Raw genomic sequence first — 13256 nt, 5'->3', positions numbered from 1 at the left:
CGCTGGTTCATGAAGGGCTGGAGGCAGACGCCGGACCGTGGGCGAGGATCAGGTCGGCGAGGAGGGTATCGGCGAGGCTGGCGGCGGCTCGGGCGAGGGTGACTGCTCTGCCGCTCACCCATGGGAAACGCCGCCAGCAACACCGTTCGAGACGGTGCTGCTGGCGGCGTTCCTGTGAGTGGTGGACGCTCAGCCTCGTGCTTCGAGCCGCGCTTGATCACGGACGGCCAAGGGTGCGGGTGATCCAGCCGGCCTCACGCCATTGGTCGGTGTTGAGGGTTCCGCGTGCGTCGATGACCTTCGGGGTCTTGGGGCGGCTGGCGAGGCGCTTCGGGTCGATGTGGGAGTAGTGGTGCCACTCGGTGAGGTGCAGCAGCAGGTCCGTGTCGTCAACGGCGGTGATCGGGTCATCGACGTAGTCGAGTTCGGGGTGGACCTTGCGGGCGTTGTCGAGGGCCTTGGGGTCGGTGACGGTGACGGCGGCGCCCGTTGACGGCAGCGGCCTCGCGGAGCATGCCGAAGGCGTCGCCGGCTTCGAGTTCGTCGGCGCGGGTGATGAAGCCGCCGAGGTCCTTGGGCAGGCAGCCGCCGCCGAAGCCGAGGCCGGGCCGGAGGGTGGCCTCGATCGCGTACGACGCTCGGAGGAACTCGGGGTTCCAGGCGACCTCGACGAGGTCACCGGCCTGCGACACCCCGTGGAGGAGTTCGGCGATTCGAGGGGCGGTGCCGACGGGGACGGTGCACTTGACGGCAACTCTTCGCCTGACGGGGACGTCCCAGCCGACGCGTCACACCGTCAGCGAAACGACGGTCCCGGCGGTCTCGACCGGGCGGGGTTACAGGCCGACGCCGCCGTCTCGTGAAAGGCCGGGTCCGGGCGGCGGGGGCACGGCCGAGGTGGCCGCGCTTCGGGTGGGCGGGACCAGGGTGGGCCGGAGGTTCACACCGGCCAGGAACCCGGCCCCCCTGCGGACCCGCACCGTGGTGTCGCCCTGCTGGACGGCCAGGGCCGCGGCCGGAACGGCGACCGCCGCGTCAGACTGGGGCTGCGGACCGAAGTCGCCCCTGTCGGTGGTGATCAGCCCGGTGGCCAGGCCCTGCTCCGCAAGCATTTCGGCGTTCTCCCGGCCGATGGAGTAGCCGCGACCCGTGGTGCTGTCCGCGTACAGGCTCTTGATGAAGCCCTCGGGCGCCATGCGTCCGCCGTACCAGTCACGCCCGGCGTCGAACTCGCGGCGACCGGCCAGCCAGCGGTCGGCGTTCTGCTCCAGGCACTGCCGTTCGGGGACCTCGACCGACAGCAGCACGCGCTTGTCGTAGCCCTCGCGTTGAAGGTCCGCCAGGAGGTTCGAGGTCCACCCCATGGCCCGCAGGGACTGGTCGTACAGCAGGTTGTAGCCCTCGCCGCGGGCCCACCTCTCGATCACGTTCTGGATGTGGCCGGACTCCCGGTGGACCAGCGAGGCCTTCTCCGACGGGGACAGCGGCCGGCCGTCGGACAGGCGGTCGAGGGCCGCGGGAAGCTCCGGTGCACCGCCGTGCTCGAAGAGCGCAATCTTGAACTCGTCCGGATCGAGGACGACGTAGTCGTCGAGGTCCACGCCGTGCACGCGACGCAGCTCGTCACCGAGCGCGGAGTCCTGCGCCTGCCACTGCGGCAGACTGCGCTGCGCCCTGCCCTTGCCCGACCCGGGCGCCCCGCCCGTGAACAGCACGGCATGTCCGTCGCGCGGTTTCCCCTGGCACTGCCTCTTGAACCGGTCGATCAGAGCGTCGTGCAGCAGCGCGCGCTCGGGAGTCCACAGCCCCCCGGCCTGATGGCGGTTCGTGGTGTCGAACATCCCGGCCACCGCCAGGTCCCCGCCGGGGCCCATCCGTTGCTGGAGCTCCTGGTAGAGCGGCTCGTACTCCCCCGTCACGGGCACGCGCGGTTCCTCTCCTACTCGACTCCTACTCGACTTCGACGTTCTGGGCTCAGAACCCGCGGCGCTTGAGGCGCTCCCGGATCACCTCGATGTCCTCGGGCGCGAGCTTTCCGAGCCCGCGAGCCTGGTCGACGACCGCCAGGGTGTTGTCCTGATGCGTCGGCGCCGTGTGGGCGGGGTCGAACCACTCCTCTTCGAAGTCCCAGGCCGCGATGGTCGCCAGGGCCTCGTCGCGGGGGATCTCACCGGCTGCGTAGCGGTCGATGTACTCGCGCAGCGATGGCTTGCCGTTCATGACTGCCACCCTCTCTTCTCCGTCGTCACCTCAGGTGATCATGCCAAGCCCCGACGCATGCCCGACAGCCACCCCCCCCGTTGGGGGAGTGGTGGCGGGTGTCGGGCGTCAGCGGGGGATGACGGTTCTTTGTCCTGGTTACGGGACGGTTCCAGGCTCTGTGATGGCTGGCACGGGGTGACCCGCAGGCTGCCATGAGCCGGTAGCACGACCAGGGCCAGGCGGCGTCGCTGATTGCGGTGACGGCACGCTCGAACAGGGCGAAGGCGGACCGTGCCCCATCCGGGTGGCTGCCGCCGTCGCCGGAGGCGCTGTGCCGGTACGGCGCGGAGTGGACCGCGACCAAGCTCCGCTGGGGCCTGGCGGTCTACAGGGCCGAGCAGCAGCGGCTGTGGAACATCGCAGTCGGCTGCGGGGACACGGCGGTGGAGTTCACCCCCGCCCCGTAGAGCAGGTGTGTTGAAGGGCCGTGGTCCCCTTGGCGGTCTTTCGTCGTGCGCAGGGCCGGGCCTGTGGACCCGACCGCCCGGGGGGCAGCCGGGTCCTGAGTGCTGCGGGCTACCGGCGGTGGAGCAGAAGCGGCATCAGCATCGTGCCTCTGGTGGGTGGGGCCCGTGTGCTGGGCCGGGGCCGGTCCGCGTGTGCGGGTCGGCCCCGGCCAGAGGAGTAGGGGTGTTACGGGCGCTTCCACTTGGTGATGGCGCTGACGTTGCAGTCTCCCAGGCCGAGCGCGGATCCGTTGCCAGTTGCTTGGCCCTGGACATTCAGGCACTCGCCGGCGTTGGCTCCGGTGTCGGCGGTCAGGCACTTCCTGCCGTTGACGCGGAGCTCCTTTGCGGGGGTGTAGTCGCACTGCTGTCACAAGAAGTCGGAGAACCTCCGACGTCACTTCAAGCCCTCACCGGCGGCCATCGCCGAGCTGACCAGCCTTCTGGCCCCCGGTAACAGCCGGCGGTGAGCCAGAACCTTGATCAACCTGTGTACTGAAGGCCGGCGGCTGGATCGGACTCGCGTGGATCGCACACCGTCCGCCGGTGCTCGCTGTGCGGGGAGTCCGTCCACTAGGTTCTGTCCGGCGGATCATTCGCGGAGCCAGAGTCTGATGGCTGCTGTGGTGATGGTGCCGTGGAAGACGTAGGCGCGTTTGTCGTAGCGGGTGGCGACGGCCCGGTGGTGCTTGAGCCGGTTGATGGTCCGTTCGACTTCGTTGCGGCGCTTGTAGAGCTCGCTGTCGAAGCCGGTGGGCCGGCCGCCCATGCTGCGACGGCGTCTGCGGTTGGCCCGCTGGTCCTTTGGTTCGGGGATCGTGTGCTTGATCTGGCGTCTTCGCAGGTGGCTGCGGTTGCGGCGTGAGCTGTACGCCTTGTCGCCGCTGACGTGGTCCGGCCTGGTTCGGGGGTGCCCGCCGCCAGGCCGGGCGACGCGGATCCGGGCGAGGACTTCCGTGAACTGCGGTGCGTCGCCCCACTGACCCGGGGTGATCAGAAGGGCGAGCGGGCGGCAGCCGCCCTCGCCGGCAAGGTGGATCTTGCAGGTCAGGCCGCCCCGGGACCGGCCGAGTCCCTCGTCGGGGCGGTGGTTTCGAGGCGTCGTTCTTCTTTCGGGACCCTCGGGGCGGTCTTGCGGGCCCCGGCCGCGTGCTGGTGGGCCCGGCACGTGGTCGAGTCGACGCCCACCATGCTCCAGTCGAGCCGGCCCGCCAGATCGGTGTCGGCCTGGACCGCCCGCCGGATCCGGTCCCATGTGCCGTCGGCGGACCAGCGCCGATGACGTTCGTAGACCGTCTTCCAGCTGCCATACCGCTCGGGAAGATCCCGCCACGGGATCCCGGTCCGGACCCGTAACAGGATCCCGTTGACCACCTGCCGATGGTCACACCAGCGTCCGCCCCGCAGCCCGGCAGCAGGCAGATGCAGCTCAAGCCGCACCCACTCCGCATTCGTCAGATCACCCCGCCCCATACCCAACCTAACGACCAGACAAGCAGACAGTCACAACATCCGCCGGACAGAACCTAGTCCGAGGGGCGGTCTGGCTACCACGCGGCCCCAGGACGCTGGCGATGAACGGCCGAAGGGGCGGCCCTTACCGTCCCGCTGGTTCGTGGGCTGGTGACACCGCCGTGTCTGTTGCCGATTCCGTGGTCTTCAGGCTGGTGAAGGGCGACCGTCTATACGGCGATTCGCATGACATGGCTAGTCGCTCTTCGTATACGTCTTCCGCACGACCTCACCGGGCAGGCCGCTTTCGACTGCCTTACCGTTGACGACGAGCTGGACGGCGCCGGCGTCGCCGAGGACGAGGTCGATGCGCTCCTCGTCCGTGAAGGTCTTGGTCTGGTCCTGTTTGAGCGTTCCGTCGAAGAGAAGTCGACCATTGGCGTCCTTGGCTGAGATCCAGCTCGTTCCGTCTTTGCCGCTGATCAGGACCGTGACCTTGTCCTTGGGGGTGTTGGTGGTCCCGCTGTCGCCGGGGTTGGGTTTGGGGGCGGCCGACGACGCTGGTGTTGATCCCGACGCGGAGGCGGAAGGAGTTTTGGTGTTAGGGGAATCGTTCTTAGTCGTGAGGGCGATCGCGCCGCCGACGAGCGCACTGATCACGGCTGCGGCCACAAGCACGATGGAGATCGTGCGCCTGCGTGGAGGCTTGGTGGGGGCAGGCCAGGCGGGGCCGTTGGTGCTGATCGCATTCCCGGCGAGCTGGATGAAGTGACTGCTGGAGTCATTCGCAAGACCGTCGTCGGGCATCGCGGTACCGCTCGGGGTGTCCGCAGCGGTGGAGGGCACCTCAAGATCGTCCGGCTGGCCTCCCCTCTCGGTCTGCGCCCCGGCCTGGGAGGCTGGAGGCACAGTCGGACGATGGTCCGAAGGGGCGATGAGGGTGGGCGTGTATGGGGCGGAGCCGGGCACGAACAGGTCTAGCAGCCGGGCCGGGCTCGGCCGGTCAGCCGGGTCCTTCGACAGACAGGCGGCGACCACGGGGCGCGACCCCGCCGGCACCGCGGACAGATCCGCGGGCTCGTGCACCGAGCGATACATCAGCCCCATCGGAGTACCTGAGCCGAACGCGCTGCCGCCAGCTGCGGAAACCAGCACCGCACCGAGGGCGAACACATCGGCCCCACCGCCGACTTCGAGGCCCTGCGCCTGCTCGGGCGCCAGGAACCCGGGGGTGCCGAACGCCGTTCCGGTGGACGTCAGCCGGGTGGACTCCACGGCACGTGCGATACCGAAGTCGAGGACCCGCGGGCCGTCCTCAGCCATGATGATGTTGGCTGGCTTGAGGTCGCGGTGGACGAGGCCGCAGGCGTGGATGGCCTGTAGCGCCTCCGCCAGAGCGGCACCCAGCAGCCTCAGCCGGTGTTCGTCCATCGGTCCCTGGTCCGCGAGCAGCCCGGACAGGGTGGGCCCGGGGATGTACGCCGTGGCCAGCCAGGGCGCTTCCGCGTCCGGGTCGGCGTCCACGACCGGGGCCGTGTGGAAACCGCCGACCTTGCGGGCGGCAGCAACCTCGGCACGAAACCGCTCACGAAAATGAGGATCAGCGGCCAGCTCGGGGCGGGCCACCTTGACGGCCACGGCGCGACCACCGCGCGATCGTGCCAGATAAACCGTCCCCATGCCTCCGGCGCCCAGTTCCCGCTCCACGGCGTACACACCGATACGCCCCGGCCGTTCCACCCCGAATGCCATACGCTGCACGCCTCCCCTTGCGGTACGCGCGTCAGTATGACCGAGCCCCTCGGCTCGGGACATGGCGCCCTTTGGTTAGCACGTAGGTGGGGAATCAGACCGAGCAGGTCTACGGTCAACACCGAGCAGGTCTGCGGTCAACCCCGAGCACCGGCTGGCCGGTTTCAACGTGCGCCATCACGCCGCCTGGCACTCATGATCCGCGAACGCCGCAACGAGCATCTGGCCCTCGACGTCTGGATCGCCGACGTCCGCCTCGACGGTCAACGCGAACTCCGCACCCTGGCCAACGGCATGCGGCGCGACCACGCGGCCATCCAGGCAGCCCTGAACACGACCTACACCTCCGGGGCCGTCGAGGGCAGCGTCACCAGGATCAAGCTGCTGAAGAGACAAATGTATGGCCGCGCAGACTTCGATCTCCTGCGGCGCCGCATCCTGCTCTCACCATGATCAAGAGACCGCAACCCCCAAATCTGCGACAGAGCCCAAGAAGTGGACCAGAGCCCCCATCTCCGGGAACGGTTGTTTGCGGCGTACAGGAACGTCTCGTGGTCACCGATACCCGGGATGTCAGTGAAAGGTAGGAACACATCCCTGCCATCGGGGCCGGCTCCTCGGCCCAGCGACCGGCCGGTTGAGGGCCAAGCCGGCCGCGGCCTTAGGGTTCGGGATCATGACGAGGACCACGCCCCCGCGCCCGCTTGACGTCGAAGGACTCTTTCCCGGACTCTCGGCCCACCGGGGAACGACCACCCGGCTGCACCCGAGGCCGGGTAGCCCCGGCGCGTCAGCGAGCTCCGTGGGCGGGCCGTTGCTCTGGCCGGCGGACGAGCCGTGGCCGGTGTGCACCGATCCGCACCCCCACGGGCGCGGCCGGCGCCCCGCGGACATCCACCGGGAACGGCGGCTCCTGGCTGCCGCATGGGCCCGGGACCCGGACTCCGGACCCACGGACGAGGAGCGGCGGCTCCTGGAGGAGCTCAGGACCAGACACCGGACGGCGGGGGAGAGCGGCGAGACGGATCCGCTCCCGATGATCGGCCTGGCACAGCTGTACCGCAGGGACGTTCCCGACCTGCTCGCGGGGCCGGAGGACTGCGACCTGCTCCAGGTGTTCTGGTGCCCCTTCGACGCGCACGGCGAGAACCGGACCGGCATGCTGCTGGACCTGCGCTGGCGCCGATCGTGGGAGGTCTCCGCATCGATGGCGCAGCCGCCCGAGCCGGAGGTGGTGGGCTTCGAGGGCTACGTACCCGAGCCCTGCGTGCTGCACCCCGAGCAGGTGGTCACGTACCCCTTTGCCGGGCTGCTGCCCGAAGAGCTGTGCGCCCGGATCGAGGCCAGGGAGGAGGCCCTAGAAGAGGAGGCCGAGGAAGCCGGCGTGGAGGAATGGGACTGGCCGACGTACCAGTTCGACCTGTCCATCCCGCCCGGCTGGCGGGCCGGGGGCTACGCGTCATGGAACCTGACCGACGCCGCCACCCTGGTCTGCCCGGCCTGCGTGGCCCCGATGGAACTGCTGCTGACCATCGCCAGCTCGGAATGGGACGGCGGCAGCCACAGCTGGAAGCCCCTGGAGGAAGGCGACCCAGCCGTCCGCGGGGGCTCCGAGCCCACCGAGGTTACGGTGGGCCGCTGGGGCAAACTGAACGTCTTCGCCTGCCCCGCCGACCCGGAACACCCACACCTCACCAGCATCCAGTAGCAGCGCGCCTCCCGAGCAGTCGGCATCCACCCCAGCACATCACGTGGGCCGTAGCCGGTACTGCGCCGCACAGGCGGAGCGCCCCGTCACTCCTCCAGGAGTGCCTGTGCCATGTACAGCTCGCTGGTCGTGCTGGACCGTCCTGAGGGATGGTCCCGGCGACTGGCGGCGACGAGTTGCTCGATGAGAGGAACGTCTTCGGGGGCGCCGACCCGTTCCGGGTAGGAGGTCGTCTCCCACAGCTGCCGCACGAACCGCCACAGGTCGCCCGCCTCATCGGCTTCCTCTTCGTCCTTGGTTACGGTGATCTCGGCCACGGCCGACGCGAGTACGCCCTCGCGACGAGCGGCAGCAGCCAGGACAGCCCAGGCCCGCAGCGTCTGGAGGCGCGAGCAGCCGATCGTGCGGTTACGCATGGCGGCGTAGCGGTCGCCGTCGGCGAGGGCTGCGTCGAGGTGTGCCCGCATCTCCTCACAGTGCGGGCCGTCGTCCCATTGGAGGACCCACCGTGCGCCACTGTCGTGGGCCAGCTCGACGGGGACGGCGGTGATCTGGGACAGGTGCTCGGCGAGACGGATCGCCTGCCTGCTGCGGTTCATGAAGGGGTGTCCTCTTCGGTGCTCTGGCGGCGTAGAGGTCTCCGCCCGGATACGGGATGGGGCGGGAGGGGTCGAACGGGCTGGTAGCCGGTCCCGGGCTTGCTCAGAACGGGGGTTCCAGGGAGTAGCCGTTCTCGTCCCGGGGGACAGGGGCGGGCTTCGGTCGGGCGGCGCGCTGTTCGACCACTGTGGGGTGGACGGCGATCGCTTCGGCCGGCCGGCCCTGCCGGATCAGGACTTCGGAGAGTTCTTCGCGTGCCTTGACCGTGCCGAGGGCCCGGAGTTCGGCGGCGGCGTCGTCCAGGCGGCCGGCGGTGTCGAGGAGTCCGGCCTTGATGATGCGGGGGTCGGTCTGCTGGGCTGGGTGGGCTTCGGCCAGGGCGATTGCCTCGTCGACGCGGCCGAGGCCGGCGAGGGCCCAGGCCCGCCACTGGTGCTGGAACTCCTCGTGATCGTGGTGGGGCACGACGCTGGGGTGCTCGACCAGGTAGAGCACGTCCTTGGGATCGTCGAGGAGCGAGACGAGCGGTGCCAGGAGGTTGGAGCAGTCGTACCAGCCGAAGCCGGGTTCGGCCACGGCGATCGCGTCGTCCAGTCGGCCGTCGCCCAGCAGGGTCGCGGAGAGCCAGGCGCGGTAGCCGACCCAGTCGTCGGCCGCGATGGCCTCACGCATCACGGCCTCGGCCTCATCGGCCCGGCCGTGGTCGCGCAGGGCTTGAGCGTAGACGTCCAGGACGACGTGCGCGTCCCGTCCGACGGCCAGCTCGCGCAGTGCGTCGAGCCGGCCGTGGCGTGCCAGCAGCTCGGCGTAGGCGGTGAGGGTGTTCTGGAAGAGGAAGTGACGCCCGGCTATGTCGCGGCCGAGAATCCGGATCGCCTCCTCGGCCCGGCCCGCGCGCTCCAGCACCCGGGCCTCCAGCTCCTGCGCCCCCGAGAACGGGTGGTCCCGCCGACCTTGGCCGCGGGCCCTCCGCGCGCCTTCCGCGTGCGGGGCGATCAGCTCGAGCATCCGCTCGTCACGGCCTCGGCCCTCGGTGATCTCCACCAGGGCCGATAGGATCCACGACTCGTCCAGGTGCGGGAGGAGCAGGTCGACGGCCTCGTCGACACGTCCCGCTGTGGCGAGCAGCTCGGCGAACGCGCGGCATCCGGTCGCCGACGCGCGGCCCGCCTCGTCTGGACGGACCAGATCCCGGGCCTCCTGTGTCCGGCCCGCCTGAAGCAGGATGACGGCCCGCGCCCACAGGGCGTCGCGCCACCCGGTCGCGACGAAGGGCTCCATCACCCGCAGCGCCCGGCCGAACTCTCCCGCCCGGCACAGCGCCTGCGCCGCGCCCTGCGCGCAGAACCACTCACCGCGTTCCGCCGCCGCCTGGATCACCAGGTCCAGGTGGTTGTGTTCCAGCAGTAACTTCACTATTCGCGGCGGAAGGCCGCCGAAGTGGCTCGCCTGCCATTCAAGATCGTCCACGTTCACGGGGGCGAGCATAAGGGCACCCACCGACAACCTGCTGGCGGGAGCATCTTCTTCAAGGGCACGTGCCAGCACTTGTCGGCGTACTTTTCAATGTGCTCGAACTCCCTGAGCTTCGCCTGGAGCGGGACTCAGGCAAGATCAGCGGGAACCTCCACCGGCCGAAGCGCTATCACCGCGGCCTGCAACGCGTCTTCTACGCGTCAGCGCTTTTCGGCATCCAGCGCGACCCCAATTCACGAGCCTTCTACGACCGCAAGCGCGCCGAAGGCAAACGACATGTCCAGGCAGTGCTTGCCCTGGCCCGACGACGTGTCAACGTCCTCTGGGCTCTGCTGCGAGACCGACGCTGCTACACCGTCGTGGCCCCGGCGACATAGGCCGACGTCCCTCGTGCCGTGCGGGGCGGCGTCGGCACGGAGACCGCTCCCAGCGGTTGGGGACCGGATATGGACAGGTCATTGGCCGATGGGGAAGGCTGCCTGGAAGGCGAGTCGATGTGCGGCGTTTGCGCCGAGACGGGTGAGGAGGTCGTCGAGGGCGAGGTACTCCTCCCAGGGCTCCCGCCCCGTGGCCGCGGCCAGCATCTGCAGGAGCCGCTCCTCCAGGTCGGGGACGCGTTTGTCCTTCCAGATCTTGTCGGCTGTGCTGACGAGGAGGTCCTCGATCGTTACGTCGGGGCCGTCCCAGGTCGCGTGGGTGGCGGCGAACCTGGCCAGGCCGGGCGCGAAGCCGTGCTCCAGAAGGAGATTCCGGCCGGCTACCTCGTGGGCTGATCCCGGCCCGGAGAGCTCTCCAGGGTGCAAGGTCTTGCCCACGTCATGGGTTGCCGCACCGATGAGAACCGCGTCGCGGTCCACTCCCAGGCCCGGGTACCGGTCTGCCACCCAGTCGGCCAGCTCGGCAGCGACGTCGTGGACCGCGCGGAGGTGCGCCACCAACCGGGGCGGGGCCTCCAGGGAGCGCAGCAGCTCTGCGACTACGGGCGGCAGCGGCCGCAGGGACGGCTCCGTCGGGGCTTCAAGGGCACGGGACAGGACGTCGGAGGATATCGAAGTCATCCTGGTGACGGTACTGGTCCCTGGTGTGCAGGTTGGGCAAGTTCCGAAGACGCGGCCTCTGCTGCGGCCGCTTGACTGCTGCATTGGGAAGCAGTACCACCGGGCCGCCCTACTCCTGCAACACCCGCTCCAGTCCCGCCCGGACGACGTCCCCGGTCGTCATCACGAGGGCGGTGCTGCGTTCGCGTTCGGCGAGCGCCTCGGGCGGCGCCGCCGAGCGGCCGGCGGCCGGTCCCGGCCCCCATCGGTCGGTCCAGGCCTGGAGGGCCTGGACGTGGGGCTGGTTGTTCCAGCAGACCCCGCGTTCGAGCGGCACGGATAGCGTCTCGGGCAGGGCGACGATCAGCCGGCCCGTCAGCCCCGCCCCGGCGTGCGGCCCGGTCCCGCCGAGGGTCTGCCCGGCCTTCGGCGCCTCGGCCGGGACCGGCTCCCACTCCTTCAGCAGCCCGCGGTGCTGCATCTCGGCGCGCAGGCCCGGCGCCAGCACGAGCGCCCGCGTCGGGCGGTGCAGCCCGGACTCCTGCCGCTCGTACCGCCTGGCACGGATCCGGGCCTGAGCTGCGCGGCGCTGCGCGCCCCGGAGCAGGGCGAGTTCCTCGCGCTCGGCCTCCTTGGCCAGCCATCGTTCCTCGGCGTCCTGATGGTCGCGCATGAGGGAGCCCGTATGGTCCACGTTGGCGGCAGCAGCTCGCGCTGCTCCGGTTGCTCATCGCCTCTTGCCGCGCTGTCGGCCGACGGCGCGGCGATGTCTACTTCCGGCCACTCTTGAGCTCTGGGAGTCTTCTGACCTGCGGTGATTCCCTGATGCCGCTGGTCAGTGGATCTGAGCAGTTGTCATGCTTCTGACCTGGTGTTGTGCAGGTTGATTGAGCGGGTTGGTGACTGTGTTCGCCTGCTGGATCTGCGTAGTGTCCGGGGTTGCCGGATGTCTGACCTGCGGAGTCTTGAGCTTGGGGTCTGGTTTTGAGTACTGCGCAGTTCCGCTGATCCTCGGCAGCTACTGCCTGACCGGCCTGAGGAGGGACGGAGCGCTGAGCCAGGTCTTTATCCGGACATGAAACTGATGCAGCAAGAGCAGCCGAGCCAAGGTAGTACCGCACACAGACGGGACGCTCACAACTCCCTCAATCTGCAAGACTTCTAGCCGGGCTGCCGTGTATGATACGGGCGATACTCCCAAGATCACGTTGAAGTGATAGCGGAGCTCGATACTTTGCGGGGGGATTAACAAGTGCGTCTGAGCAAGTATGCTGCCTTATTTGCGATAGCCGGAATTTTCGCGTCGTCGTCTAATGCCTACGCCGATGATCCGACGCTGGTTCATCCGAAGTTTTCTTCGGGTGTTGCTTCGGAGTATGAGATAATGGCCCGTCAGGTCCCTCTTGTCGAGGCGCAGAAGAAGATCACGACTGCTGTTAATTCTGATCAGAATTCCGGCTACGCCGGAACGTGGATGGATGCGCCCAACAATAATTTGACCATTTATTGGAAGGGCGACTTCACAGGGCCTGTCGCGACAGCTGTCACCGAGATCCGCAAGGGTGGAGTGCAGATTGTCGTAAAGCCTGCGAAGTTTACGCAGAAGCAGCTGTTGGAAGCAGCCCGGCGTGTGAGCGCAGATCCGGATTCGCGAGCGGCCGGGGTTGTCAGGGTAATGCCTCTTTACGACGGCAGCGGTCTCGAGATTGCCACCGCCAGAGCAGATGCCAAGGCATTGGTTACACCGCAGCACTCGGGCTCTGACCGTGCCAGGCAGGTAGCGGGAGTAGACGTCAAGCCGATTAGCGTTGATCGCCATGTCCCCTATGCTCGTGAGAACGACTCAGGAGCCATGTTCGGCGGTGCCGTTGTGCGGTCGTCGAATGCGATTTGCTCTTCGGGTTTCTCTCTTGTGTGGCCCAGTATCGGCAAGAGGTATCTTGTAACTGCCAAGCACTGCGGGACCGTCGGTAGCTACTGGGCTAACGGCCAGAACATCGGTATCGGCAAGGCAGAGGGAGCCACGCCTGATGCACAGGACGGCCTCTTCATCAATGTGACTTCTTCGGGCAACGCCATCTATGATGGGCCTGGAGCGAACCGGGCTGGTCAATTCTCGAAGATGGTCTCTGCAGTGAGCCCGAATACGCCAGGGGAAATGGTCTGTACATCTGGCGCCATCACAGGTGCTATGTGTGGTATTCGTGTTCGTGGCCGCGTTGAGAACGCCGTAGGTGCCGATGGCAAGACCTACAACGTCTGGGTCGGGGAACAGGTCAATGGCTATACAGCAGCTGGGCAGGGAGACAGTGGTGGACCTGTGTTCTCCACGGGGAATGGCTCCGAAGTTGTTGCCCTCGGGATAATTCACGGCGGTAGTGGTAACCGCACGTGCTCAAGTCCGTATAGTGGTACCTACCGGTGCTCGTCAGACATCCAGTTCACCGATATCAACGATGTTGTAGCCACGTTCCCGGGTTTGCAGGTTCAAGTGTCGCCCTGATGCTCGAAGGGCTGGTTCTC

Annotated in this window: 15 protein-coding genes and 2 pseudogenes; 7 read left to right on the top strand and 10 right to left on the bottom strand. The window is 68.3% G+C overall.

The window, feature by feature from the left end:
- The first annotated feature begins 37 nt into the window (after positions 1 to 37).
- A complete protein-coding gene (locus tag OG553_RS35230; protein ID WP_331727696.1) occupies positions 38 to 178 on the top strand; it encodes a hypothetical protein in 141 nt (46 codons plus the stop codon).
- A gap of 39 nt (positions 179 to 217) precedes the next feature.
- Here OG553_RS35230 and OG553_RS35225 read toward each other — a convergent pair whose 3' ends face one another.
- The 4 genes from OG553_RS35225 to OG553_RS35210 all read right to left on the bottom strand — a co-directional run bounded on the left by OG553_RS35225 (position 218) and on the right by OG553_RS35210 (position 2220).
- Positions 218 to 499 (bottom strand): UDP binding domain-containing protein, encoded by a 282-nt coding sequence (locus tag OG553_RS35225; protein WP_331728670.1) that lies wholly within the window; start codon positions 497 to 499, stop codon positions 218 to 220.
- Positions 408 to 692 carry a hypothetical protein gene (locus tag OG553_RS35220; RefSeq protein ID WP_331727693.1) on the bottom strand — a complete coding sequence of 95 codons (285 nt, stop codon included), beginning with the start codon at positions 690 to 692 and terminating at the stop codon, positions 408 to 410. Before OG553_RS35220 ends, OG553_RS35225 begins: the two co-directional genes overlap by 92 nt.
- A gap of 144 nt (positions 693 to 836) precedes the next feature.
- Positions 837 to 1925 (bottom strand): zeta toxin family protein, encoded by a 1089-nt coding sequence (locus OG553_RS35215; RefSeq protein WP_331727691.1) that lies wholly within the window; start codon positions 1923 to 1925, stop codon positions 837 to 839.
- A 49-nt stretch (positions 1926 to 1974) separates the two neighbouring features.
- A complete protein-coding gene (locus OG553_RS35210; RefSeq protein ID WP_331727690.1) occupies positions 1975 to 2220 on the bottom strand; it encodes a hypothetical protein in 246 nt (81 codons plus the stop codon).
- Between the two features lie 239 nt (positions 2221 to 2459).
- Here OG553_RS35210 and OG553_RS35205 point away from each other — a divergent pair, with 239 nt between their 5' ends.
- Together OG553_RS35205 and OG553_RS35200 are read left to right on the top strand one after the other, a co-directional pair.
- On the top strand, positions 2460 to 2669 hold the full coding sequence (locus tag OG553_RS35205) for a hypothetical protein (protein WP_331727688.1): 210 nt from the start codon (positions 2460 to 2462) through the stop codon (positions 2667 to 2669).
- A 410-nt stretch (positions 2670 to 3079) separates the two neighbouring features.
- Positions 3080 to 3178, top strand: a pseudogene (locus OG553_RS35200) (site-specific integrase); the annotation flags it as partial.
- A gap of 122 nt (positions 3179 to 3300) precedes the next feature.
- Here OG553_RS35200 and OG553_RS35195 read toward each other — a convergent pair.
- Both OG553_RS35195 and OG553_RS35190 read right to left on the bottom strand, forming a co-directional pair.
- Positions 3301 to 4181 (bottom strand): IS5 family transposase gene (locus tag OG553_RS35195; protein WP_331727686.1). Its coding sequence is split into 2 segments (ribosomal slippage): positions 3301 to 3818 and positions 3818 to 4181, totalling 882 coding nucleotides; the frame shifts between segments, so codons are not numbered across the junction.
- Positions 4182 to 4415: 234 nt separating this feature from the next.
- Positions 4416 to 5912 (bottom strand): RodZ domain-containing protein, encoded by a 1497-nt coding sequence (locus OG553_RS35190; RefSeq protein WP_331728669.1) that lies wholly within the window; start codon positions 5910 to 5912, stop codon positions 4416 to 4418.
- 195 nt (positions 5913 to 6107) lie between these two features.
- Here OG553_RS35190 and OG553_RS35185 point away from each other — a divergent pair, with 195 nt between their 5' ends.
- Positions 6108 to 6365 carry a transposase gene (locus OG553_RS35185; protein ID WP_331727683.1) on the top strand — a complete coding sequence of 86 codons (258 nt, stop codon included), beginning with the start codon at positions 6108 to 6110 and terminating at the stop codon, positions 6363 to 6365.
- Positions 6366 to 6588: 223 nt separating this feature from the next.
- Positions 6589 to 7620: a hypothetical protein gene (locus tag OG553_RS35180; RefSeq protein WP_331727680.1), complete on the top strand. Its 1032-nt coding sequence runs from the start codon at positions 6589 to 6591 to the stop codon at positions 7618 to 7620.
- Between the two features lie 86 nt (positions 7621 to 7706).
- On the opposite strand, the gene OG553_RS35175 is transcribed toward OG553_RS35180, so the two are convergent.
- Together OG553_RS35175 and OG553_RS35170 are read right to left on the bottom strand one after the other, a co-directional pair.
- Entirely contained in the window at positions 7707 to 8219 is a 513-nt protein-coding gene (locus OG553_RS35175) for a hypothetical protein (RefSeq protein ID WP_331727677.1), read from the bottom strand.
- A 103-nt stretch (positions 8220 to 8322) separates the two neighbouring features.
- On the bottom strand, positions 8323 to 9696 hold the full coding sequence (locus OG553_RS35170; RefSeq protein ID WP_405983221.1) for a tetratricopeptide repeat protein: 1374 nt from the start codon (positions 9694 to 9696) through the stop codon (positions 8323 to 8325).
- A 122-nt stretch (positions 9697 to 9818) separates the two neighbouring features.
- Between OG553_RS35170 and OG553_RS35165 the strand changes: the two are divergent.
- Positions 9819 to 10073: pseudogene (locus tag OG553_RS35165) on the top strand (IS110 family transposase); the annotation flags it as partial.
- Positions 10074 to 10151: 78 nt separating this feature from the next.
- On the opposite strand, the gene OG553_RS35160 reads toward OG553_RS35165, so the two are convergent.
- Together OG553_RS35160 and OG553_RS35155 are read right to left on the bottom strand one after the other, a co-directional pair.
- Positions 10152 to 10754 carry an HD domain-containing protein gene (locus OG553_RS35160; RefSeq protein WP_331727671.1) on the bottom strand — a complete coding sequence of 201 codons (603 nt, stop codon included), beginning with the start codon at positions 10752 to 10754 and terminating at the stop codon, positions 10152 to 10154.
- A gap of 109 nt (positions 10755 to 10863) precedes the next feature.
- A complete protein-coding gene (locus OG553_RS35155) occupies positions 10864 to 11406 on the bottom strand; it encodes a hypothetical protein (protein ID WP_331727668.1) in 543 nt (180 codons plus the stop codon).
- Positions 11407 to 11985: 579 nt separating this feature from the next.
- Here OG553_RS35155 and OG553_RS35150 point away from each other — a divergent pair.
- Entirely contained in the window at positions 11986 to 13236 is a 1251-nt protein-coding gene (locus OG553_RS35150) for a S1 family peptidase (RefSeq protein WP_331727665.1), read from the top strand.
- Positions 13237 to 13256: the final 20 nt, after the last annotated feature.

This window comes from Streptomyces sp. NBC_00158, from assembly GCF_045160885.1.
In the GTDB taxonomy this organism is placed as follows: Bacteria; Actinomycetota; Actinomycetes; order Streptomycetales; family Streptomycetaceae; genus Streptomyces.
This window is presented reverse-complemented; position numbering and strand designations above follow the sequence as displayed.